Source organism: Clostridium hydrogenum (genome assembly GCF_021432385.1).
Classification (GTDB): Bacteria; Bacillota; Clostridia; order Clostridiales; family Clostridiaceae; genus Clostridium_S; species Clostridium_S hydrogenum.
Genome location: NZ_JAEACT010000002.1, coordinates 2,218,217 through 2,243,654 on the forward strand (window position 1 = coordinate 2,218,217; position 25,438 = coordinate 2,243,654).

At 31.2% G+C, this 25,438-nt stretch carries 22 protein-coding genes; 1 reads left to right on the top strand and 21 read right to left on the bottom strand.

The features are described 5' to 3' along the window. Positions 1-60 precede the first annotated feature (60 nt). Genes CUEA01_RS10045 through glpX form a run of 3 tightly spaced genes read right to left on the bottom strand, consistent with a single transcriptional unit; the run spans position 61 to position 2,528 of the window. Entirely contained in the window at positions 61-603 is a 543-nt protein-coding gene (locus CUEA01_RS10045; RefSeq protein WP_234121500.1) for a 5-formyltetrahydrofolate cyclo-ligase, read from the bottom strand. Then, positions 596-1,516 (bottom strand): HPr(Ser) kinase/phosphatase, encoded by a 921-nt coding sequence (gene hprK / locus CUEA01_RS10050; protein WP_234122164.1) that lies wholly within the window; start codon positions 1,514-1,516, stop codon positions 596-598. The genes CUEA01_RS10045 and hprK overlap by 8 nt, the downstream gene beginning before the upstream one ends. A gap of 37 nt (positions 1,517-1,553) precedes the next feature. After that, entirely contained in the window at positions 1,554-2,528 is a 975-nt protein-coding gene (gene glpX, locus CUEA01_RS10055; protein ID WP_234121501.1) for a class II fructose-bisphosphatase, read from the bottom strand. A 383-nt stretch (positions 2,529-2,911) separates the two neighbouring features. On the opposite strand from glpX, the gene CUEA01_RS10060 reads away from it, so the two are divergent. Then, positions 2,912-3,088 (top strand): aspartyl-phosphate phosphatase Spo0E family protein, encoded by a 177-nt coding sequence (locus tag CUEA01_RS10060; protein ID WP_234121502.1) that lies wholly within the window; start codon positions 2,912-2,914, stop codon positions 3,086-3,088. Between the two features lie 145 nt (positions 3,089-3,233). Here CUEA01_RS10060 and CUEA01_RS10065 read toward each other — a convergent pair whose 3' ends face one another. The 18 genes from CUEA01_RS10065 to CUEA01_RS10150 form a co-directional block, all read right to left on the bottom strand. Then, positions 3,234-5,063, bottom strand: coding sequence for a VirD4-like conjugal transfer protein, CD1115 family (locus tag CUEA01_RS10065; RefSeq protein ID WP_234121503.1), 1,830 nt, complete (start codon positions 5,061-5,063; stop codon positions 3,234-3,236). Positions 5,064-5,066: 3 nt separating this feature from the next. Beyond that, positions 5,067-5,300 (bottom strand): hypothetical protein, encoded by a 234-nt coding sequence (locus tag CUEA01_RS10070; RefSeq protein ID WP_234121504.1) that lies wholly within the window; start codon positions 5,298-5,300, stop codon positions 5,067-5,069. A gap of 15 nt (positions 5,301-5,315) precedes the next feature. Beyond that, positions 5,316-5,813, bottom strand: a complete 498-nt coding sequence (locus CUEA01_RS10075; RefSeq protein WP_234121505.1) for a DUF5697 family protein — start codon at positions 5,811-5,813, stop codon at positions 5,316-5,318. Between the two features lie 168 nt (positions 5,814-5,981). Next, positions 5,982-6,371 carry a hypothetical protein gene (locus CUEA01_RS10080; RefSeq protein ID WP_234121506.1) on the bottom strand — a complete coding sequence of 130 codons (390 nt, stop codon included), beginning with the start codon at positions 6,369-6,371 and terminating at the stop codon, positions 5,982-5,984. Between the two features lie 210 nt (positions 6,372-6,581). Beyond that, on the bottom strand, positions 6,582-8,057 hold the full coding sequence (locus CUEA01_RS10085; protein WP_234121507.1) for an Ig-like domain-containing protein: 1,476 nt from the start codon (positions 8,055-8,057) through the stop codon (positions 6,582-6,584). Positions 8,058-8,281: 224 nt separating this feature from the next. After that, positions 8,282-8,923, bottom strand: coding sequence for a prepilin peptidase (locus CUEA01_RS10090; protein ID WP_234121508.1), 642 nt, complete (start codon positions 8,921-8,923; stop codon positions 8,282-8,284). Positions 8,924-8,996: 73 nt separating this feature from the next. Beyond that, positions 8,997-12,425: an RCC1 domain-containing protein gene (locus CUEA01_RS10095; RefSeq protein ID WP_234121509.1), complete on the bottom strand. Its 3,429-nt coding sequence runs from the start codon at positions 12,423-12,425 to the stop codon at positions 8,997-8,999. 82 nt (positions 12,426-12,507) lie between these two features. Beyond that, the gene (locus CUEA01_RS10100; RefSeq protein ID WP_234121510.1) at positions 12,508-15,471 is read right to left on the bottom strand and encodes an Ig-like domain-containing protein; all 2,964 of its coding nucleotides are present in this window, start codon (positions 15,469-15,471) and stop codon (positions 12,508-12,510) included. 21 nt (positions 15,472-15,492) lie between these two features. Beyond that, positions 15,493-16,980, bottom strand: a complete 1,488-nt coding sequence (locus CUEA01_RS10105; RefSeq protein ID WP_234121511.1) for an Ig-like domain-containing protein — start codon at positions 16,978-16,980, stop codon at positions 15,493-15,495. Between the two features lie 252 nt (positions 16,981-17,232). Further along, on the bottom strand, positions 17,233-17,898 hold the full coding sequence (cpaB, locus tag CUEA01_RS10110; protein ID WP_234121512.1) for a Flp pilus assembly protein CpaB: 666 nt from the start codon (positions 17,896-17,898) through the stop codon (positions 17,233-17,235). A 16-nt stretch (positions 17,899-17,914) separates the two neighbouring features. Next, a complete protein-coding gene (locus tag CUEA01_RS10115; protein ID WP_234121513.1) occupies positions 17,915-18,493 on the bottom strand; it encodes a hypothetical protein in 579 nt (192 codons plus the stop codon). An 18-nt stretch (positions 18,494-18,511) separates the two neighbouring features. Further along, positions 18,512-18,961 (bottom strand): hypothetical protein, encoded by a 450-nt coding sequence (locus tag CUEA01_RS10120; protein WP_234121514.1) that lies wholly within the window; start codon positions 18,959-18,961, stop codon positions 18,512-18,514. 521 nt (positions 18,962-19,482) lie between these two features. Continuing rightward, positions 19,483-19,701: a hypothetical protein gene (locus tag CUEA01_RS10125; RefSeq protein WP_234121515.1), complete on the bottom strand. Its 219-nt coding sequence runs from the start codon at positions 19,699-19,701 to the stop codon at positions 19,483-19,485. Positions 19,702-20,093: 392 nt separating this feature from the next. Next, entirely contained in the window at positions 20,094-20,969 is an 876-nt protein-coding gene (locus tag CUEA01_RS10130; protein WP_234121516.1) for a type II secretion system F family protein, read from the bottom strand. 15 nt (positions 20,970-20,984) lie between these two features. Beyond that, complete coding sequence (locus tag CUEA01_RS10135; RefSeq protein ID WP_234121517.1) at positions 20,985-21,950, bottom strand: type II secretion system F family protein; 966 nt, start codon at positions 21,948-21,950, stop codon at positions 20,985-20,987. Position 21,951: 1 nt separating this feature from the next. After that, positions 21,952-23,253 (bottom strand): ATPase, T2SS/T4P/T4SS family, encoded by a 1,302-nt coding sequence (locus CUEA01_RS10140; RefSeq protein WP_234121518.1) that lies wholly within the window; start codon positions 23,251-23,253, stop codon positions 21,952-21,954. Further along, positions 23,246-24,643, bottom strand: coding sequence for a MinD/ParA family ATP-binding protein (locus CUEA01_RS10145; RefSeq protein WP_234121519.1), 1,398 nt, complete (start codon positions 24,641-24,643; stop codon positions 23,246-23,248). The genes CUEA01_RS10140 and CUEA01_RS10145 overlap by 8 nt, the downstream gene beginning before the upstream one ends. A gap of 42 nt (positions 24,644-24,685) precedes the next feature. Beyond that, positions 24,686-25,426 (bottom strand): hypothetical protein, encoded by a 741-nt coding sequence (locus CUEA01_RS10150; RefSeq protein ID WP_234121520.1) that lies wholly within the window; start codon positions 25,424-25,426, stop codon positions 24,686-24,688. Positions 25,427-25,438 lie beyond the last annotated feature (12 nt).

Below are 25,438 nucleotides of genomic sequence, written 5' to 3' on the forward strand. Positions count from 1 at the left end.
TAATGCCCAAAAGACGGCATTATGGTACAAATAAATTTTAAGTTTTACAATGGTATATCTTTAATTCGTTATAACACTGTCAATAAAAACGTCAAATTCCTCCATAGGCACTCTATCTACAAGCTGTTCATCATAGCACAAACCAACCTTATTGGTATGGGTATTTAAAAGTTTTAAATACATGTCGTAAAATCCACCACCATAACCAAGTCTTCCCCCATTTCTGTCAAAGGCAAGCCCTGGAATTAGTGCCAATTCTACTACTGAAGGTTCTGCATAATTGGATGTTTCTGGCTCCAAGATACCATAGTTACTTTTCTTAAGTTCAGAAAAATCTTTTATTTCTATAATTTCCATTCCGAGCTTTTTAGATATAACTTTTGGCACAAATATCTTCTTGCCAACTTTTAGAGAATACTTTATTATTTCATGAGTGTCCACTTCATCGTTATAGCTTACATATATAAATATATTTTCTGCATCATTATATTCTTTAGAATCTATGACAGTATTAAATATATTTTTATCTTTTAATTTTCTCTTAGCTTCGTCAATTAATTTTCTCTTACCTATCATAGCTTTTCTAAGCTCTAATTTATTCATGTAATCCATTTTGAAAATTTTCCATTCTTTTATTAATTGTATCTACAGGTGTTATTTTTGTATTTAAGCTGTATCTATAGTTTACTGCTGCTGTTTCTATTATAACCGCAACATTTCTTCCAGGTCTTATTGGCAATGTCATTTTTCTAACTGGAATATTTAAAATTTCTATGTACTCATTTTCAATTCCAAGTCTGTCATAGTCCTTTCCTTCTTTCCATTGTTCAAGGTATATTACAAGATCAATGGTTTTGTTAGAAAGAACAGAACTCAATCCATAAAGTGCAGGGACATCAATTATACCCATTCCCCTTACCTCTAGCATTCCAGATGTTATATATGGAGATGTTCCATTTAATATTCCTTCGATTTCCTTTATGTCAACAGCGTCATCGGCAACCAATCTATGACCTCTTTTAATAAGCTCCAAGGCCGTTTCACTTTTACCAATTCCACTTTCACCAGTTATTAGTATGCCAATACCATAAATCTCAACAAGTACCCCATGCATTCTGGTTTCAGGTGCTAATTTTTCATCAAGATAGCTCATAATTTTACTTACAAACCTTGTAGTATGCATATTAGTTCTTAAAAGCCATCTATTGTGTTCTTTTGCACTTTGTACAATTTCTGGTTGAGGATTTAAGCCTCTTGCTATTACAGTACATGGTATCTCAAATCCAAAAAATTTTCCAAGTCTTTTTTGCCTTAATTCTACCCTCATGGCATCTAAAAAGCTCCATTCAGTTCTTCCAACAACTTGCACTCTTTCACTAGCAAAATAGCTGTAAAAACCAGAAAATTGTAATCCCGGTCTATTAATATCGCTTAAATTAATTTCAATATCTTTTTTTCCCTCAACTAAAACTTCTAATCCCAAGTCTTTAATTAACATTTCTACATTTACAGGCATATTAATACCGCCTTTCATAACATTAATTGTCACAATTTTATTCTATCACTAATTTACTTTTATTCAAGTCATGTTTTGCCTCTATAAACCTAATTGTACCAGTTTTTGAACTCATAATAATAGAATGTGTAATTGCAAATTCATCCTTTTGGTAAACTAATCCTTTTAATAAATCACATTCAGTAATAGCTGTTGCTGCAAAATAAACATCATCACTCTTAACTAAGTCATCAATTCCTAAAACTCCGTTTACATCAGATATACCCATTTTATTGCATCTATCTATTTCTTCTTGAGTGTGTGGTACAAGTTGTGCCTGCATTTCTCCACCCATACATTTTATTGCCGCTGCAGCTATTACTCCTTCAGGTGCTCCACCTGTTCCCATAAGTATATCAATACCAGTATCCTCAAATCCACATGCAAGTGCTGCTGCTACGTCGCCTTCTCCAAAAAGCTTAACTCTTGCTCCAACTTCTCTTGCAGCTTCAATTATGTAATCATGTCTTTCTCTTTCCTGCACTATTATAGTTAATTCAGAAACATCTTTTCTTAAAGCCTTTGCTACACTTAAAATATTTTCCTTAGGAGACTTCTTTATATCAATAGCGCCTTTAGCCCCAGGTCCTACTACTATTTTTTTCATATACATATCTGGCGCATGAAGCAAGCTTCCCTTAGGTCCCATGGCTATTACTGCAATAGCATTAGGAAGTCCTTTTGCTATTAAAATTGTTCCATCAAGTGGATCTACTGCTATGTCCATTTCCTTCATGTATTCTTCACCAATACCAAGCTTTTGACCTATATAAAGCATAGGAGCTTCATCAAGTTCTCCTTCTCCTATAACTACAGTACCTCTTACAGGCATAAATTTAAAAGCTTTCTCCATTCCATCAACCGCTGCCTGATCCGCTGCCATTTTGTCTCCTCTTCCCATGTATTTTGAAGACTCAAGTGCTGCCGCCTCGGTTACCCTTACAAGGTCCATAGATATATCAATATCAAACATTAAGATACCTCCGTATAAATTTTATATTATTTGTTCCATATATTATAATATCAGTTTTTCAAAAACAGTCAAAATTATTTTTTCAATAATGTTAATTTTTTTGACTTTTTTCGTATTTTACACATTTTACCAGTCGGCTTTTTTCAACATTTGCATCGATATGTGCTTGCATTTAAAAGGTCTTTTCCATAATATTCCAGTAATATTATTACAGTATTTGTAAGTAGTTGTAACAATATGACGTCAAAAACAGTTTTACATATTATGTATAATTTGATAAAATAAAATCACCACGAAAGTTAAAAAAGATGAATTATACAATAACTATTACATTTTTATGTTTCAATAAATAAAAATTAATTATTTTGTTAGGAGGTGTTACTATGAGTAAGGAGTTAGCAAATCTAATTAAAAAAATTGAATATTTGAGAACCCTACTATATTCTTTAATTTGTAATAAAGATTTAACTAACCCTGATGTAATAACATGCAGCCAAGAGTTGGACAAGCTTATTGTTGATTATGAATTATTAAGATTGAATATTCCAACTGCTGCATAAACTATAAACTATAACATATAACTTTGATTTGTGTTTCTATATAAATAGATTTACCCCATGGCAACTATATTTTGTTTTAAATAAATGTTATATTTAGCATTTATTTAAAACTTTTTTTATATGATGAAACAAGCGATGCTATTTTTTACCAAAAATCAGATTTTTCATTTTGTTTCGTACTATTAATATTTTTATTTTGTTTTATATTTTCAATTTCTTGTTTAAAATATTTTGTCCATAAAGGTTTATATTCATTCACTTTCATAAATCTTATATTCCTATAAAGTCTATGCTTTGTGTAATCCATCTTTTGTAAAATAATAGGTTTTTGACCTCTAAGTATTAAAATTTCCTGTTCATTTGAAAGTCTTAATATTTCATCTGGATTCATTAGCATTCTCTTTTGAGTTGACTTTGAAATATCTCCAAAATCAAATATTCCTTGAAGTCCAGCTTTTTTTCTAATGGATACAGTTTGCACCGTAGCTGTTCCTAGAAGCTTTGATACGAATTCTACAGTTTCATAATCTGTAGCTCCTAAAAATAGCCTACTGTCACAATTACCTATAATTTCAGACCAACCCTCATTTGGATATCTATTTTTAAGCTGTGCTATATTTTGAAATATTACGCAACTTGAAATTCCTCTTGATCTCATAGTTGATATTTTCTTTGTAAAGTCTGGTATCGCCCCTATATTGGGAAACTCATCTAGAATAAAATAAACTTCTTTTTGCCCTTCTTTTGCTGCATAGTCAGCATATTTTGTTAATTTTATAAATAAAAAAGAAAAAAATAATCCAGCAATAAAGTCAAAAGTTGATTCCATATCTGATGTTATGCAAAAGTAAGCGCATTTTTCCTTTTTAGGAAGCGTCAAATCTATATCACTAACTGATGTTAACTCTTGAACCAATTTATTTTGAAAAACCTGAAGCTTTGAACCAAGACCTATAACAACACCTGTTCTAACTTTTTCACTAGCTTGTGAATAAATATTGTATGGCATTTTTGCTGAATGTGTCGGAGGAAGTGTTCTAAATATACCATCGATAGTTTCCGCATCTTTTAAAGAAAGCATTGAGTAAACTTCTTTTAAATTTCTTTTTTCTTTTGGATTTTCAAGTACTACATATAATACAAGTGCTTTTAAAAGATTTGTTTCAGTTTTTTCCCAAAATTCATCTACTTTAGAACCAGAAGTTTTTGTATTGGCCATTACTGTTTCAGCAAAACTCTGTGCAGATATATCATCTGTTATTTCATTAAGAGGATTCCACCTATCTGAATTTATCATATTAACTAAATTTAAAGCTTTAACATTATAACCTGCATCTATTAAAAATTGAGCCATAGATTCAAAAAGTTCCCCTTTGGGATCTGTTAATATCATTGATTGTCCCATTTCACTTATTTGCATTACATTAGGTCTAACAAAACTTCTGCTTTTCATGCTTCCGCTAGCGCCAAAAACAGCTATATTTTTATTAAAGAAAGTATCCCCTGGAAGAGTTACCATTCTATCTTTTCCAATATCATTGACACTTCCAAATACCAATCCTTTTTCAGAGCCAACACTAATTACTTTTTTAATTTCATCTTTTGTCATCCAATTTGCAGTTCCTTGTGTTCCATCTTCTTTGAGATAATTTATCCCCTTTTGTCTATTTCCAAATTCCATACTCTTTAATATAAAAAGTAATATTACAAATATTATTGTAGTTACAATAAATGCTATAATAAAACCTTTTAATATTGAATAATTACTTTTTAACAACTTGAAACTTTTCAATGGATGTTCATACATGCTCCCTATTTCATTTATATTAAAACTGCTTTTACTATTAACCGCACTAATCACGCTTAATTCATGTTTTAAATAAACCAATGGAGTTAATGCATAAATATCAAACAAGACGTATATAAAAATTGCAAAAATAATCAGAAAATACTTTCTTTTTTCCTTATTCTCCATTCTTTAATCAACTCCTTCTTTTTGCCTTAAAATTTTCAATTCATTTAATGCAAAACTTGTTTTTGAAAAAGTCTCCTTATACCCTAATCTTTGTCCAATTCCTAAAAAAAATTTTTCATATTCTTTTACTATAATAAAATTTTCTTTAACTTCCCCTCTATCTTTAATTACAATATCCCCTAACCTCGGCATTCCTAGTGCTATTTTCTGCTCTTTCTCTTTGACCACCACTGACATTTTAATCACCTTCGTTTATAAAAAAATAACCACACCATTTTTCACAGTGCAGCACTTTAAATTTTTATTTATTTTTATTTTTTCCATTTGGCTTACATTTTCTAGTATTAAAATTATTCTTTCAGCTTCCCTTCTATTTATTGCTGTAGAATAGGGAAGTTCTTCTCCTTCATCTATCACTGCTATATGAAAAATTTTATTATTTCTAAAAAATGCAAGTATGAATGGAAAATCCACAATTTCACACCATTCTATAGGCACTTTATGATCAGCGTAAGCTAAATGAATATATACCTCCAATACTCTTAAAATTTTTTTATTTGCAGTTTTTTTACCCATAGGAACATATACATTTTCTTCTATTAGCTTTAACCTTTTTTGGTTTACAAGGATTTTTAGTTGTTTATCTAAGTCTTTTAAATTATTAAGCTTTTTTATCTGTTCATACGTCATACAACTAAATTTATTTATCCCATCCATTATCTTTTTCTGCTTAAAATTCACATAATACACATTCACCACTCCTTAAATTATATTAAATATGCCTTACATATAAAAAAAGCAGTTGGAAAGGGGGACTAACCAACTGCTTTTTTTTTATTTATATTAATTGGGAGATTGAGAAATTCAATTTCTATATTTATATAATAATATAGAATTGTGACAATTTTATTACAACATTTAATACAAAGTATTAATTATGCAATTAAGTTTTACAGCAAGACTTATAACTATTGATTCCTTAACTTTTTGTGTTGCTAAATTATACATTGAATATGGGAGCTTTGCCTCATGGTCTATTGGCAAAGATTTAAATATTCCATCTATAAAAATCGTATTTGAAGTAACAAGCCCGTAAATAGTATTTATATTTCTCTTTTCTTCTGGATTTTCTTTAACCACATATAATATTAATGCCTCTAAAAGATTAGCTTCTAATTTATTAAACCGTTCATTTTCATATATTTTATTTTCCTCCCCATTTAAAATTTTTTTCACAAGCTTTTTTGCTGATTCAGCATCCCTTACATCTAACAGTGAATATTCTTGATTTAATTTATAATTTTCCATACCCCTACCTTCACTTGTAATTTCTATAGTTGAGCTAGTTTCACTATATATAGAATTTATGATTTACGCTTCAAAAATATTACATACTGTACGATGTATTTGTAGCATTCTCCTCTACTGTTTTTATTGTCCTTAAAGCTAACTTTGATGCAACAAAAAGAGTGCCAACAAAAGTGACACCCTTTCTGCAAATTTACTTTTAAGACATATTTAATACTTGAATAAGAATTGTCCATCTTCAGCCCAAACTGTAACATCACCTATTTGAATCTTTTGCATAATATTTCTTTCACTAGCTAATCCATAAGCTTCCTTGTACATATAATCTGAAATTTCACCTGCATAATCATACCCAAATACAGAAACTAATTCTTGGTATAAATAAAATTTTTGCAAACTTAATTCTGTACCAGTACATTGAGGTAAGGTCATATAAATTTGAGGATGTGCATCACTACGTAATATATTTTTCATATCGCCTGGATTTTTACTATACAAATCAACATTATCTAATGATTTTGACGATAATGAATAACTAGAATATATATCAGTTGTAATTATAGAGCTTGGCATACTTGCATTAGCATTATCGCATATACCAAATGAAGCATCATTGACTATATTAGCCCAGTTTGACATATCAACCATCTTACCACTATAACTAGAATCCTTAGCTTTTATTTGATCATATTGTTTTCTAAATTGAACTTCTAAATCATATTGGTTTCTAGCTTGTAAATTAGCGTACTCATTCCAATCACTACTTACTTGGTATGGAGTTCCAAATGTACTATCCTTATCAAATACTATAGTTCCATTATTATCATGTGCTGGCCATAATGCTCTTTTAACACCTCCAGTTGCAGGATCTACAGGATGAAACATGTCACTACTATATTGATTAGCAAATTGAATATAATCATCATCACAAATGCCCTGTATTGTAGGATTTAACTTATAATCCCTAGTAGTAAAGCTGTAAGACTTAGTTCCTATATCCTGTTCATCTGTACTCTTTAACCCCTTCAAATTAATTGTGTAAGTAGTGTTACATTTGTAAGGATTTCTATTCACGCCTATTGTATGAGTATCATCGCAAAATGCATTATTAGGATCTATGTCAATCACTTTTCCTATAGCCGTTACATTAACATTTACCTTATTTCCATCCTTGTCCGTAACAGTTATGTTGCTAAGAGTTGAAGTATCTATATATTTATTTACTTCTAAATCAAAAGTAGCATTGGTCTCAACATTGCTTGAAACATTATCTGCAGAGCCATTTGCACATACCTTGTTGATATCAAAACTACCCTGTTGCGCTCCATTTACTGTCGTAAACTGCATTGTGGCATTGTCTGAAAGCTTATCATCATTGGTATCTATTATATCAGCCACTACCAAAGTATAGGTACTATTAGGTGCATAACCATCCGTAGGCGTTACAATCATTTTTGTATTATCACTATTAAAATCTAATCTAGTTGGTATTTCATTGCCCTTGCTATTCTTTATATATACATTTTCAAACGCTTCATTAGTATTAACAGGCTTATTAAAAGTTACTGTCCATGCATGATTTAAAGCAACATTTTGTTTTGAATCGAAATTCTTCGCAAATACTGGAGATACAGAAGTCAATGTTACTGTTGCCATTGTTACTATTGAAATTAATTTCTTATTCACAGGAAAATCATCCCCTTTTCACCATTTTTATAATTAAATTATATATTTTTCCTATGCATATTATATTGTACCCTCTTTCTATTGCCTACGCAAATGAAATCATCTCTTTACAACAATTTTTTAAATTTTTTTGGCTATGTTTTAAATAAGTCTGAAAACCAACACTTATTTAAAACATAGCTTCCTTACTGCCCTACTAATTATTCAACTACTTTTACGCATTATTATTTCATTGCTATAATTACTCCTATTAATGAAATAAGAATATATGGACCAAAAGCAGTCCTTAACACTTTACTATCTTTCCTAATCATGTTAAAAACCCCATAGCCCCCGCACAAAATTATTGAAATAAATGCAACTATAATTACCTTATATGTACCAACAAGAAGTCCGCATACAATAAGTATCTCAACATCCCCCCATCCAATTACATTTAGGACTGCTAATATAGATGAAAATATCCCTATTGCTATTCCACCAAAGATATAAGTCTTAATACTTCTTCCATTCATATAATTTAACAATATAAATATTATACTTAATACAGCGGCTGAAGCTGTTGTCGAGAAGTATACATTTTGTGTTTTATAATCTATTATAGCTACAATAAACAATACAGAACAAACCAGTGAATACCTTAAGAAATCAATACTTACTTTATACTTAACATAAAACATACAGTAAACTATTCCCATTAAGCAAGCAATAATAGCATACTTATTAGTTATCTTCTTAGCATATCTACAATAATTTTTTAATTTATCTTTTAGCGAAACCTTTTCTTCTTTTGGAACCTTATACGCTATCCATTCAAGTATGCTGGCTGCAAAAAATCCACATATAAAAATTAATACAATACCCACCTCTTCACTTCCTTCCCTTTTGCCATATATAAAAAATAGCGAATAAACAGTTTAACTGCCTACTCGCTATTCACTAATTGTTTCTATCCTGTCCTGTTCCAATTATTTCAGTTTTTATTCCATCAAGCACATTTCCTTTTACATCAAGATACAAGTTTATTGCCTTCATTGCCCCATTTTCTTTTTCCGCTTGTACTGGTATTTCATAAGGAGGTCTTACCCTAGCCCCATTGCTATCTAATGTAACTGGTGTATTTATTGGCAAAATATAATTTATTTTTTCGTTATGAATATTTTCTTCTGTGATAGTCTTTTCTATAGGATATGTCGTTCCTTTTGTATCACGTGAAGTTATGTCATTTGGCAAATATATTCTTAAATATTTTGCATATCCTGTTGTTGTTAAATCAAAGGTTATTTGCTGCCCCTGCTCTGCTGGATTAGGATACAAAGTACCAACAAGTTTAAGACTTTCTACGGTTATTTGCTTGCTATAAGGCTTACTCCAAAGTTCAGGAGGTATTTTAGGATTATCTTTAACTTTTAGTGTTAAAGTATACGTACCATCTAAGGTGCTGAGGTCTGGAATTTGATTTTCAGTTTGTTCAACTACATTTCCGCTGCCATCTCTAACAGTCCAAATTCTATCAGCAATTGGATCTCCATCTGGATCTGTAGAATCTTCTGTAATCTTTATATTTTCAGGTTCTTTAGATGTATTATCAACTTCAAAATGTGCAACTGGCATATGGTTTATTGGAACAAGCGTAAGCTGCTGCGTATAAGGTTCTGAAGTAAATGGTACTCCAACTTTTGGTGTTGGTCCATCATCACAAACTAAGCTTATTGTGTAGGTTCCAAGTGACTTACCATAAAATGTGTTTGCATTTGGCATAGTTGAACCTGTATATATTGTATTTCCGTTACTGTCCACTACTGTCCACTTTTCCTCGATGCTATCACCATTGGGATCATATGAATTATCTGTAAATATAACATCGCTTCTGTCATTCACATAATCTCCAGAAGGTGCAGCATCATTTTGCAGTTGGTCTACCGCCATGGTAGTTTCATTCTCAGTAAATTGTGCTATAGGTGGCAAATTTTCATTTCTAGTTGATACTAGCTTAACCATCGGATCACTCATTTCTCCTTCTAGGTCTTCCACCTGAAGTTTAACTAAAAAATCCTTATTAGCTGCTTCTGTAGTTGGCAATTTACCTTCATGCCAGGTATCTGCCACTCCATCACTTATTTCCTTCCACTGAAAATCTTTATTCACAATACCTTTTCTAGTTCCATCTGTTATTTGATGGTCTGGATCATAGGAATCACTTCCATCACTTTCAGTAATATCATATTGTCCAGTAGATGAATTAGCTGTTGCATAAGCCGTAAATAACGCTATAGGCTTTCTATTTACATTTATGATTACTGAATTATCATCTGTCGACCATTTATCATAATCGTTAAAATTTGAATCTCCTGAAGGATTGCTATCCGTAGCTGTTGGATTATCTTGAACCTTCAAGCTAACTTTATATTTACCTGGTTTGTTAAAAACTGTGACTTTATCATGCATCCACTGACCTGTTGCAAAACTTGCCATACCCAAATCATTATCCAATGGCAAATCACCTGTTTGACTGCATTTAACAAAATCATTATCATAGTTTAGGTGTTTGTTATCCTGGATGTATGACCAAAGCTCATCATTCTTAGGATCATTGGCATCACTATCTTTATAGTTTTCCTTGTAATCTACTTCATCACCTATAAGGAAAATATTTGAGTTATCTTGCTGTTGATTTAAAATACTCATGATATAATTTTCTGATTTTTCTAGAGATGTAGCTAAAGATGTATTTTCTACATAAGTACCCCTACCATCTAATTTATTTATTAAATCACTTACTTCATCTTCAACATTTGCTGTTGTTGCACCAACAAAATACATATTTAAATTTTCAAGATAAGCTACTTCTTGAGCTGATAATTTATTTTTAATTGGCGTAGGTGTTGGAACATCTGGTGAAGGGTAATCAGTCCAATTATATTCTCCAGGTATAACTTCTTTATAATAAGGTCCCACTGTAGGTGCTCCTGTATAACAAAGACTACCATCCTTTTTTAAAACTAATGTAGTTACATAACCTGATGTATTCATGGAAGCTGCATTTGTAAGTAATTGTGTCCATGTAGTGGGCTGTACTCTATCTGAGCCCATATCTCCATACCAATTAGCTCCTGTTCCATATAATGTACCATCAGATTTTAATACCATAGACGAATATGAACCTACAGTAACATTAATTACATTGTCTAAAGCTTTTGTCCAAGTTTTAATGCTAGTAACATTATTAGGTAACCCAAGCAAGTTATTGTAGTTATTACCTGTTTCCCATAAACTATTATCATTTTTAATTATAAACGATACATCACCATTACTTTCTACATGCTTTACATTATTAGCAATTTGTATCCACGTCGATGTATTATCTGTTTGACCATTTCCAAATATTCCACCATTATAACCTGTTGCCCATAATGTACTGTCATTTTTTACAACAAATGATGTAAAACCAGAACCTGCGCTTAAAACTTGAGCAGCATTATCAAAAACTTTTTTCCATGTTAATTGCATATGATCATCGTCAGTATTATCATAAGTACGTCCATCGCCAAAATTTCCGTATATATCTCTTCCAGCTTCCCACACTGTACCATCTGTTTTAGTAACTAGTGTTGTATATGGAGTTGTAGACACTTGGGATACATTTGTAAGCACCTTCTTCCACGTATTTACATTATATCCACTTGATCTATTATCACCAAATTGTCCCCATTCATCAAATCCTGCTGCCCACAATGTTCCGTCTTTTTTTACAATAAATGTTGCCCAATTACTTAAAGATACTTGCGAAACGTCATCCATTACTTTCTGCCAAGATGTAATATCGTTAGTTGTGCCATTGCCTAATCTTCCTTCATCATTATTACCTACTGCATATAAAGAACCATCTGTTAATAAAACAAAGAATTCATCCTTACCAGCATACACTTGTTTTATTGTAGGTTTACTTGGTGTATATGAAAACATACTATCGGTGAGATTTACAATAAAGTGATTAGAATTCTCTCGCCAATTTACTGAACTTATGGCATTTGCAGTTGAATTATTATCTGCTGCATCAATACCTTTTGTTGTTACCTGTGCATCTACTCCTGAATTCGTAAGTTGATTTGTAAGTTCTAATTGTACTTTATTCTGCAGATCTGATTGAACATAATTATTGTCATTGCCTGTTAGAACCTCAACATCAACTTTTTTCTTTTTAGATATATTGAAAGAAGCTGACGGAGCTGTATTATCATATTTTGTTTTAGTATCACCTGCTTCAGCCCTTGCTTTATAGAGTACAAATCCTGTTATTCCACCAGCTGCAATAAACAGTGATAAGCATATAGATATAACCTTTTTGCTTAAGTTCCACTTATTCAATTTTATTCCCTCCTCAAATTTAGCCTTCACTATAAATAAAAAAAGACAGCATAAAAATTTAAGCTGCCTTTTTATTTTATATTTAATTTTTGATACTAATTTTACAATCTTTTATAGTTACCAAATTTGAAATTGTAGGTTGACCAAATTTTTCTCTGACAATTTCTTTGAAATAATAATCTCCAACATGAGACTGCATTTGTCCATCTCTATTAAAATTTTCAGGTGTCAATTGAACTGTAGTTAAATTACCACTATTTATTGCATCTACAGCACTTGGATTATTTACTAATGCCATAACATCAGCATAACTTCCAAACTGTGTCCATTCATTATTTTGATATACATACCATTCATCGTCTTCGTCACTTCCATTATTATTTGAGTCAAAACAATAGAACCATACCCTTTTATCAATACTATCTCCATCCTGCGATGATGAATTATCAATTAATGTAGTTGTTCCTAAATTATTATTATTTGGATCTCTATAAACAATTGATGGCACTGTAAAATCAGCTATAGGTGCTAAATCTGGTACTATAGTTATTTGTTTAGTATCTGTTGCAGTACTGCCATAATTATTGTATACAGTGCACTTAACTGTATAAGTACCTGCCTTTGTAAATAGCACATTCATACTGCTTGTACCCGTTATGCTATCTAAACTTTCAACTAAACCGCTGTCAGCTGTATTAGTTACTGTAATAGGATTATTATTACTATCATAGAAACTCCACTCTGTTTTAGTATTATCTATTGTATAACTCTTTGAACCACTATACGATGTTTCTGATAAAGTTACCTTGCGATTTTCCTTAAAAGTACCGCTTTGAATTATAGAAACTGTTGGCTGAGGTTCAACTACCTTAGTAGTAGCTGTCGCTGTAGCCGTACCACCTTTTCCATCATTCACTGTTACAGTAAATGTTTTTTCTTGACCTACATCTGAAGGATTATCAAATTGAACTGTACCTCCTATGCCACTTAAATCCCCTGTCATTCCACTTGGTGTATTCCATGAATAAGTGAGAGTGTCACCGTCAGAATCGTTGCCGACAGCATTTACAGGTAAATCATCACCTAATGCAACTGTTGGTGGAAGATTTAATGTAACTGTTGGTGGATTATTAACTGGTGCCGGTGTTGGCTCAGGAGTCGGTGTAGGATTTACATTTCCCCCACTGCTAATGCAGTATACCTGCAAGTTTACTGTCTTTCCTATGCTTTGACCATTTGTGCCAGCCGAGCTTGCGGGACTATCAAACTGTATAAAGTAACCTAAGGCTGGATCAAAGTATTTTGATGTATCCAAAGTATATCCTGCTGGAGTCTTACTGGCATCTGGAAGATACGTTGTAAACTCTGAACCATTGCTGTGTTTAAGATTTGGACTTGTATCGTCGTAATAAACTGTATCTCCATAGCCTATAGTATTATTGTTATTATTTTCATCAACATACATTACATTTAATGTGTATTCGCTATTTACCTTATTACACATAACGTACACATCTGAAACTCCAGCAACTGGTGCTATGTTAGTAGTATACGGTATATCTGTTCCTGTGCTGCTAGTTCTGTAATTGCCCGTTAAACTATAGCCTTGTGGTGCATGTGGTGTATATGGATTAGATACATTGTTTACATCTGTTATATCTAATCCTGTAGCTACATCTACATAATGTGCATTTAATTCTGATTGAGAAATAATTGAACTACACACAACATATATAGTTTGATTGCTGCTGCTTAAATCAACATTTATACTGCCATTATAGGCTGTATCCGTACCATTAGCACTCGTTCTATAGTTTCCTGTTAAGCTATAACCATTTGGTGCAACCGGTGTATATGGGTTAAGTGCATTATCTACTTTTGTACCTGAAATTTCGCTTCCAGCTTGATCTATATAATGAACTGTTAATTTATGTTGCTGTGGTGGTGAAACCGTAAAAGTTCTTGTTTGGTCTTGACTACTTGAACCCCAGTTATCAGTAACAGAATGATGTACTGTGTAAGTACCTGGTGTTATACTACCATCTACAGTAAAGCTAAAATTAGTTGCTGCACCTTCTTTATCTTGTGGGCCTAGCTGTGTATGAAATTCGGAATTTACATTGTTTCCATTACTATCATAAATTGACCAACCTGCTGCTACTATTATAGCATCATCATATGCATAACTTTGTGGCAGTGCATGATTAGTACCATGCAGATATGTTTTATTACTCATATCTGTATACGCTGACCAATAAAGCGAAGAAGTATCGTCATAAGTATCTGTATTATTTCCATCTGTAACATTAACAGTTTGTCCTGGATTGACAGATTCTGTCGCATCACCGCTATTGAAGTAGAAGTCTGCCGTTGGCTTTATGTGCTGTGGGTATGCCGTTACTGTCGATAAATGGTAGTCATGAACATAATCTGTGCCTGACCTACAGGTTGTATAACTTGGAAAATCCTGCCATACTGTAGCACCTGCTGATGTTGACTGAAATGACTTTGAGTCGACTTGATATGGTATTCTAACAGAATCCTTATACATATCTACTTCTCTATAATAAATTAAACTAGAATAGTCATACTCTGGTGTTGGGTTTAGCATATCTCCAAACTTCCAATTTAAATAATAATGACTGTCAGTATCGTCTGTTATATTAATTCCATATCCTGCACTTTCCATAGCCTGCTCTCCAGTTATAGAACCATTATAATATCTGTGCATATTAGATATAGATGGTGTGTCTGTACCAGAATAATTGGCAGGAAACATAACAGTCTGATGAAATGCCCAACCATCTGCATCATTTGCACCTGGTGTTTGCTTATGCGCCGGTGTATCTGTGTACTCATCTGCAAGTATTGCATGCCCATAATATGTCTGTGGTATTAAGTAACCGTAAGTTGAATCTGGTGATACATTATATGGATATGTATTATCAGACTCAGCTTTAACATTTGGTATACAATAAATCTGAGAAGCAAGGAAGGAGAGCATCAAACCTAGTGACACCCTCCTTAAAAAGTTCTTTTTTCTCACTAGTAGCTCCTCCCTATTTTGTTAATATTTAAAGATATATGCTCCATAATTTGAGTATATCTTTATATTCCCTATTTGTGTTGTGTCGAGTGTGTCTGGTGCATATACTCCAACTTTTGATAACATATAATTGTATATTTCTGGAGCATAATCACCTCCAAATGTACAGTATAAAGACTGGTATAAAGCTAATTTAGTTAAATTTCCATCCGAACCACTGCGCATGCCTGACATATATAATGCAACCTGTGGTTCTTGCGAAGTCATCTCGTCTACTAATGGCTGGAAATTAGATGAGTTCTCTAACCCAGCTGTACCGAATCCACTAAATATGCTAGTATTATAGTACGAAGTAAGTTGAAATGACCATGCCGGTTGAGTATTTAATACATTATTCATATACTGGTATTCTACCATGCCATCTTCATTTATCCCATCACTGTTGGTTGGTGCACCTTCTCTAAATCCTACACTGTATCCTGTATAGCTTGGATTTTTTGCAAGTATTTTCTGATATTCATGTCTAAGTTCTACTTGCAAATCGACAAGATTCCTATTCTGCAAGTTAGCATATGGATTCCAACCATCTGTTATTTGGTCTGGGCTATTATAATCTGGATCTAGCATAAGTGTTCCATCATTATCATGGCACTTTTGTAGACTTTGCGCATAATAACCATCACCCTTACCGTCTGGTATTTGGTATAGCTGACTTGCATATTGACTACCAAATGATATGTAATCGTCATTACAAATACCATTAATTGTAGGATTTAATTGATAATCCCTAGTTTTAAAACTATAGCTTGTTGTTGCTATCTCTTGTCCATCTGTACTCTTTAATCCTTTTAAATTAATTGTATAAGTAGTATTACATTTAAAAGCATTTCTAGGCACCGTAATTGTCTTTGTATCATCTTGAAAATTATTATTTGCAATTACACTAATATTACTTCCAACTGCTTCAACCTTAACATTTGCCTTATTTCCATCCTTATCTGTAACTGTTACATTATTGACTGTTGAAGGATCGACATTTTTGCTTAACTGAAAAGAAAAGCTGCTATTTGGATCTAAATTAGTAGTCGCAGTACCTTGACCATTATTTGCTGTAAAAGCAGTTATGTCAAAGCTTCCAACCTGTGCTGTATTTGCTGTTGTAAACTCCATTGTAGCCTTATCGCTTAAAGGCTTTCCATCTTCATCAGAAACACCTTCTATATTTAAAGTATACGTAGAATTAGGTGCATAACCATCTGTAGGTTTTATAATCATTTTTGTATGATCGTCGCTAAAATCAACTCTTGTTGGTATTTTATTACCCTTACTATCTTGAATATAAACTCCCTCAAAAGCTTCGTTTACATTTACTTTTTGATTGAAGTTTACTGTCCACGCATGATCTAAAGCAACATTCTGCTTTGAATCGAAATTCTTTGCAAACACAGGTGACACAGAAGTAAATATTATTGATGCCATTGTTACAAAAGAAACAAGTTTTTTATTCATTGTAATTTCCCCCTATTTATCTTATATTTATTAAAAAATGAGCTTTTTTCCTTTTCATACCTATATTTTACCTCCTTTCTAATACCTCTGCAAACAAAAGCAAGTTTTTTGCAACAATTCTTAAAATTTTTTTCTTACATAAAAAATGGAGTACCTCAAAATTACTTTTAAGATACTCCGTTTTAATTTACCAATTAAAAACACTTTCTTCTCTCAATCACTCTTATATCATATCTCTAATACAGTAGAATATTAATTATTGTCTACACTTTCCTTATAAGCAGGACACTTGGCAATTTTAAAACTTCCTGAATACATTTCATTTGACGTTTTTACAAAAGCATCTTCAGTACCCGCAAACATTATTGCAGCTGCCAAAACATTTTTATCATTTGGCTCAAGAAATCTACCTTGTGAATCCACAGCACCAAGGACTCTTACTCTTTTTCCAGTGAGTTCAGTTTTTGCCGTTGGATCTCCTTGAATTGCTACTCCAGTATGGGAAATATCAACTATATCTCCACGCCTTAAAGTTCCTGCAAAAGCATCATTATCAAGCTTAGTAAGTGGTATTGAAAATTCTCTTTCTCCTGGTTTTAAAAACATCTTTGAGCTGTCATTTTTATTAGCTATTATGTTCTTATTTATCGGTTCTTCCTTATATATATTTTCGGCAGCATACTCATTTTTTATATTGTGAAGAGATGTCATCATATCTGGTGTAACCTCCCCTAAGTCCCTGGACTCTATTTTAAAATCACTAGCTTTTAAAAATTCACCTTGATTTATGTTTCTTGCTGCAACATAAATTTGCTTTTTAGGTGTTGAATTTGCTATTTTCTTTTCAGCACCGATTAATAAGGCAAATACAGCACCTGCAATCACAGCTGTTGTTATTAAAATTTTCTTTCTATTCAACTTAACCATCCTTCCGCTATTTTACTATATCTGTATCTACAGATACACTTGTTTCTTTTTTCTGTCCAAACAAAATATCCGTATTAAACTTTATAGTTGCATGAACACTTGTATTTTTAACAATACTGTTATCAGATGTTTTCAATACAGTTAAGCTTCTATCCGCTGAACCTTCAGTAAACATATGAGTTTCAGGACTGTATGTCCATATATCAATATTATTGCCTCTAACATTGTATATAGTAAATTCATCTATAGTAACCTGTCCATCTGCTGCACTTCCATTAAGTCCATTTAAATTTGCATCCAGTTTCATATTAGTTTCCAAATGCTTCTTAAAGGTTTCAAAGGCTGCATTAGGATCATTTATTCTAAGCCATTTATCATCCTCCGCCAAGGCCGTTAAATCTATATTTTTATATACTGCTAAATTTGATATAGTAACATCATCTTGAACATTTTGAACTCTATTAATAATTACTCTATAAAAAATAGTAAACATAAGTACAATAGATAGAAGTATAAGCATAAATGCACTTAAAGCAGCTATTGAAGCATCACCTTTACTTTTCTTTTTTAAAAGTTTCCTTATCATTTTTCCACCAACCTTCATCTAATAATTAGCTTTCTTACTGGTGGAGCTTTTCTTAATAGTAATAGTTTTATCTACATTTTGAAAAGAAGGTATAAGACCGTTCCCCGTAACAATAGATTTTACTGGATACTTGTAGGTTATGCATAAATAAACATCATCACCATAGTTTACTTGAGTTAAAGTAGTTCCTGAAATATCTATATTATTTATTCCTATATTGTTAAAATCACTTACCATTGAAGCTTCATTATCTGCTGTCAAGAATCCATTCTGTTCCATTTTAAGCATATATTTTCTTGCTATAGCCTCTGCATCCGTACTTTTCTTTATAGGAACAATGTTAGATATAAAGAACACAAATACAACACTCATAACTAAAATAGCCATAAGTGACATAGCTACTGTATTTACATTTCCAGCCTTTTTATAAAACTTGTTAAATTTTTTTATCCTAGTAACTCTCCACAATTTATCACTTCCTAGCTATGGGGCTGTCGCACTAAGATTATTTAATACGCAGTTTAAAATTATTGCGAACTAATTTAATTAATTCACAATTCACAGTTCACAATGCACAATGAAGGATACACTTACTAGGGGTTTGGGCTTAAGCCCATGTAGGTTCTTTAACTTAGTAGAAGTATTCTCAATAGTAGTGTAATAAAACTTTGTATATTAATAAACGTACGTCAGGTAAATCTTAAACTTATATGTTGTCAGCTTCGCTTACAGATAAACCAGTTCAACTATTGAAATTTATTTGCACCATAATGCCCAAAAGACGGCATTTTGGTACAAATGAATTTTAAGTTTCAATGTGGTTTATCCTTAACAACATTAATACTGCGATTACGTAAGCAATCAAAAATAAGTTATAAGATTTTCTGTAGCTTTGCTACAGAAAATCCTCCTTCACTGTACTCTGAATAAAAGTTCGTAATATTTAAGATTTGTTTATAAAATAATTTTCCGCGACAGCCCCATATTAATTAAACTGTAAAAATATTTTTAGTCTCTGTGCTGAACCAGGTTGAAACACTATTCAAAAATGTACTTATCATACTTTTGTATAATGGATATGTTAATATTAGAAATACGGCTATAATTACAAGCACTTCTACTGTATTTACTTCTCCCTTCTTTCTTTTTAATAGTTTTGCCTTTGCTCCTTGCATTTTTGATTGTACCTTTAATATTAATTTTTTCATGTGAAATCTCTCCTTTAAAATTTTCTTATTCTAATTTTTTTTACATAAAAAATGTGACTGTCATACTAAATTCTTTAATAGGTAACTTAAAAATATTGCGAAGTATTAAACCAAAGTACAAAGTATAAAGTACAGAGTACAAAGAAGGATGATTTTCTTCCGCTTTGCTGCTGAAAATCTTAAAACTTATTTTTTGATTGCTTACGCAATTGCGTCATTACTGTTGTCAGCGAAGCTAACAACAGTTAAGTTTAAGATTTACCTGACGCAAGGAAAGGTAAATTATCCTTCTTTGTACTTTGTACTCTGTACTTTGTACTTTGATTTAGTTGGTTCGCAATATTTAAGCTTTGTGTATAAAATAATTTTGTCCGACAGTCACATTTTTAAATTTATTTAAATATCCCATTTCCACTTTGAATTAAGTTTCCTGCTACAACAAAAAGTACAATAGCAAGTATTCCTATAAACATAAGCATATCTATTAAAAGCATATACATATCAATTTTTTCAGTTTGCTTTTCAATATAAAGTGCATTTACTGTTTTTAATGCTGCACTTTGATCATCCAGAGTTTCCTCATATGCCCCCGTACTAACACATTCTTTTATTGTTGCTACAAAAGTTTCAACTTCAGCCATATCATACTCAGCATTAAAATCATCCAAAGCCTTTTCAATATTCTTTGAAAGATTTATCTTTGCGGCAAGTTTAATAAGACTCTTCTTAAGCCTTTTATTTTTACATACGGTATAAGCCTCAACAAGTGCTGGTCCTATATTCACTCCAGCCATAGTTTGTAAATTTATAAGATCATAAGCATCTGCTAGATCCATTCTTATTTTATTTATATCATCTTTGTTATTAAAATAATTCACCATGTCTATTACAAAGAAACCAAGTATGCCAAAGAATATAGAAGTCACTATATTAATTGCTTTATTTGTGCTAATTAAATTCATTTGCAAGCTTGAAAACATTAAACCTACAAATAAAAGAATTTTTAAACTCCAATAACTCATTGCTGTTAAGTGAAGCGGATTACCGCATTTATAAAGCTTATCTTCTGTAAGTTTCATATCAAATAGCTTGGGTAGTTTCAATTTATAAAATAAACTTTTAGTCTCTGCTGAATTTGAAGTTTCTCCGTACTTAACTTCTCTATATCTTGAGTTAAAATAAAACTTTAAGAATCGCCTCAAATAAAAAGAAACTATAAAGATACATACTAAAAATATTAATTTTAATATAATAATTAAGCTTTCCATATTTTCCTCCAATCTCTAGTAATTAAAGTCTTTAAGTGTAATACACTTATATATTGCAAATATTATTACCCCAACAATGTAAGCTATTATCATTTGACCTATAGTTGAATATCTGAGCTTTGTATAAAAATCAGGTGTTATTCCTGTAAGCCCATGAATTATTACAAGTGAAATAACAATTATTGCTATTATGCCTGCTTGTCCAGTTTGAACCTTTTTCTTTCTTCTCTCTTTTTCTTCATAATACTTTCTAATTACAACTTTGGTTTTATCTAAAAGCTTTAAATAATCCGCATTGTTCATAGAACATATATAGAGATTCTTTAGAATATTTTTAAGCCTTATATTTTCTACCTTGTTTATATAATTTTCAAAGGCTTTCTCCATTGGAACTCCTCTTTTAACTTCCATTACAAATTCCTTATTGTGTGTCTTTAAAGGTTCCTTTAAGCTTTTTGTAGACTCCTCCATCATATACAATATGCTATTTTTAATCTTGGCACTGCTTTTTAATGCATTTACAAAGGGCATTATGTTATTATCTATCTTATCGAAGTTTATCCTTGCAAGCTCTCTAAGAAAAGCATAGGAGAAAATAATAACTGCAAAAAAAGCAATAAGCGAAAACGTAACACTAGAAAGCATCATATATATTGCAAATGCAGCAGCTAAAGCTAAAAGAATATCTATAAATATAAAAAGCTCAGAAGACATGAACTTAAAAGTTTTTCTTATATTTGAGTTATATATAAGCTTATCAAGTTTTACTAAAATAGATTTTTTATCTTTACCTTTTTTCTTATATATTTCCTCTGCTCTTTCAAAAAGTAATCTTTCCTCATACTTTTTATCTATAAATTGAAGGAGTTCTCTTAACTTATTTCTATCTGTAAATAACATTTCCAGTGACAAAAATACAATTATAACTATCTGTACAGCTAATATTGCATTTAAAACTATATTTAAAACTGATATATGCAAGCTATTCACCTTCTTTTAAAGTAGCTTTGTACTCTGAATATTGAAGTTTTTCATTTATTTTGCTGCAGCTGTGTCCAATTGTATTAAAGTTACCTTTATCAAACTTAAATATAGGATTAAAATCAAGCTCTTTTTTATCTTCATTAAAGCCTACTACTTCCGTTACTTCCATAACCTTAAAGTCTTTCATGAACACTATTACATCTATAGCCGAAAGCATTTTTAAAAGTGACGATCTATGAAGATTTGTACTAGCTTCCTCCATATAATCCACAAGCTTATCTGGCGCTTCCTTAGAACTATTCGTATGAACTGATGCCCAACCAATATGTCCAGTACCCATAACCTTAAACAAGTCCATTGCTTCCTTACCTTTTATTTCACCAATTACTATCATATCTATATCCTCAGTCATAGCCTGCCTAGATAACTTGCTTAAGGAATACTCAACATCACTTTCTCCTACCTTTACTTTCACTTTTTGAAACATCATATTAGGATGCTCCGAGTAAAGTTCTTCAATTTCTTGTATTACAAGTCCTGCTGTAGAAAATGGTACTTTATCCAGCATTGCATTTATAAGTGTTGTCTTCCCACTTCCACCTTTGCCGCACATTAAAACATTTAAACCAACATTTGATGCTCTTACTAAATACTCATAAATCCTTTTATTCATCATTCCATATTTGCCCATAAGCAATTCCAATGAAGCCTTATCTTTAGGTATTTTTCTTATAACAATGTATGGCACGTCACTAGAATTTACAAAATCTGAACTTAGTGTTATTCTTAAATAAAATTTTTCTTGAGTTTTATCTTCTAAAAGCTGAACAGCATTTCTTTTATCAAGTGTTCCACCAAGCTTTACTACAAGGTAATTAAAAAAGATTTCATATGACTCTTTTGATGTAAACTTAATATTTGAAGGCACCCTTTTGCCTTTAATTTTTACTTGAACATTATCATATGAAAGGACTTTAATATCTGAAATATCATCATCCTCAATTAAATCCTGGAGAAGATAGTAACCAAATAAATAATCCATAACTTTTTTAATTAATTCATTTCTATCTTCAACTTCAAACTTTATTCCTTTCTTATCTAAATAGCCTAATACCTCATCTTGAATTGCACTTTCAGGAAGTTCGCCTTTTTCAACATCATTAATGAGATAAGATTTTTTCTTTGTAAATTCTTCTATTATGGCATCAACTAATAAAATAATTTCCTTTTCATGTCCGATATTTGCTTTATTTTGGATTTTTTTATAATTAAGTTCCTCAATCAAATTTACTTTATTCAAGAGGCTTACCTCCTTTAACTAGCTCTTTGTCTTCCCTTTTACTCCTAAACACTTTATCCCAAAATGATGTTTTTGGTATATAATCTAGTTTTTCCATAATTTCAATATATGGGGTTAATCTTTTGCTACTGAAAGCATCTGCAAATACTTTTTGCTCATTTAAGCTGCTTTCTCTTGCCTCATCATATGGAATGAAAGTTAGAATTTCATAACCCTCAAGTATTTTCTTTACTGTTTCTTCATCTAAACTACTGCTTGTCATATTTGACATAACAATTTTAAATTTATCCTGCACAATTTTTGCTTTTAAATTGTTTATTACAAACAATAAGCTTCTAAGTTCCGTATAATTAGCCTCACTTACGCATATAATCTCTGTTGCTTTAGTTAAAGGAATAAAGGTGCTTCCCAAACTTATATCTGGATTTGTATTTATAAGTATGGTGTCATAAAGGCTTGCCGCAACATCTATTATTTTTTCAAAATATTCATTAGGCATTTTTTCAAATAACACTAAATCATATAAGCCTGTTGCAACATCAATGTTTTTATACTTAGGATGCTTTTTTACGAATTTAGAAAAATTACTACTGCTAAAGATGTTTCTTTCAATTGCATTATACATGGAAACCAAGCTTGTATTATCTCCAACATCATATTTGCTTTCAATATCAATGTTTTTATTGATACCTAAGAAGTGATCCATCACTGGAAATAAAGTATTAAAATCTAATATAAGTATTTTTTGTTCTACCTTCTGAGATAATAAAGCACCAAGTTGAGTTATTAAATCTGCTGTCAAAAGGGCATTGTCAGTAGTATAAAAAGCAAATATTTTCTGCTTTAATATTTTAGTTTTATAAACCGTTTCTTTTACTACAACCGGCTTTTCAACTATCTTCTCAACCACTTTTTCATTATTTTTTTCAATTATCTTTGTAACATTATTGGTATTGCCTCCGACATTTATAACCTTTACCGGTGTTCCATCATCATTTTTTTCCAGCTCCATATTACTGTACTTTAAATAGATGTCCGAAATATCCGAAAATGAATTTGGATTTAAAACTAAATTAGCCGCTTCTTCCGGTTTTACTGGATCAAATAATATGTCGTTGATGGAGTAATTAAAGCACTTCTTTATACCCTTTACATCTTCCTCATTTGTAAGGTATATTACCCTTGTATCTTTTGCTTTTAAAAGAAAAAAGAGTTGATTTGTGTCCATATCTCCAACAAGTCTCTCAGATACTATTGCTACATCGAAATCTTTTTTATCGAAGAATTCTCTGTAATTAACAATTTGTATTTCTAAATTTCCATTACCAAGCAGTATTTCTTGAATTTTTTCATCCAATTCCTTCATTCCTGTTGCTATTGCTAATGTCATTAATTTAACCTCCCTTTTATTTTTCCTTTACATAAAAAATGGTTAAGAAATTTTAATATTTAATATGGCTCTTTCATCGGCAAAATTTATAGAAACATTAAAGTTTTGGCTTGTACCTTCCTTAGTTTTAATTTGAAATTGAAAAGTTATATTGTTATCATCAACTTTCTTTATATTGCTTAAAACTCCACAATCCACTTTACTAGCTTTTAAAAAAGTCAATTTAGATATAAATAGCTTTAAATCATTTACATCATTTATTCCATATTCATAGCTAAATCTTGATTTATTATCTCCTTTTGAAAGATATTCTGATAATTTGTCAGCATCCTTATTAAAAGAAATAGTTTCAGTATAAACATTTTTCATGTCATTTGCAGCTTCCTTGAGTCTATCTTCTATTCTTTCCATATCATCTATATTTACAAGCTTTTCTGAATATAAATCTCCTGCATTATCTACATAAAATTCTCCATTTGCAGTTCTTCGTTCTGGTGTTGAATTAACAGTATTTTTATCATAGCTGCTGTCTTGGTATTTATTTGCAAATTCTTTAAGCTTTTGTTCTTTTTTTTCATCCCCTACTACTTTTATTTCTAATGCTTTATTATCCTCGTCTTGTTTTAATTTCCGTGCTTCCTTCATATCTTTTTTTACATTAAGCTTACCCTTGTTGTTATAGGCAAGTTTTGAAAGCATAAATACTCCAGTAATTATAAAAAGCAAAGTTATTATACTTGTTATAACTATAAATTTGACCTTATTGCCTTTATTAAATCTCATATTTTTTCAACC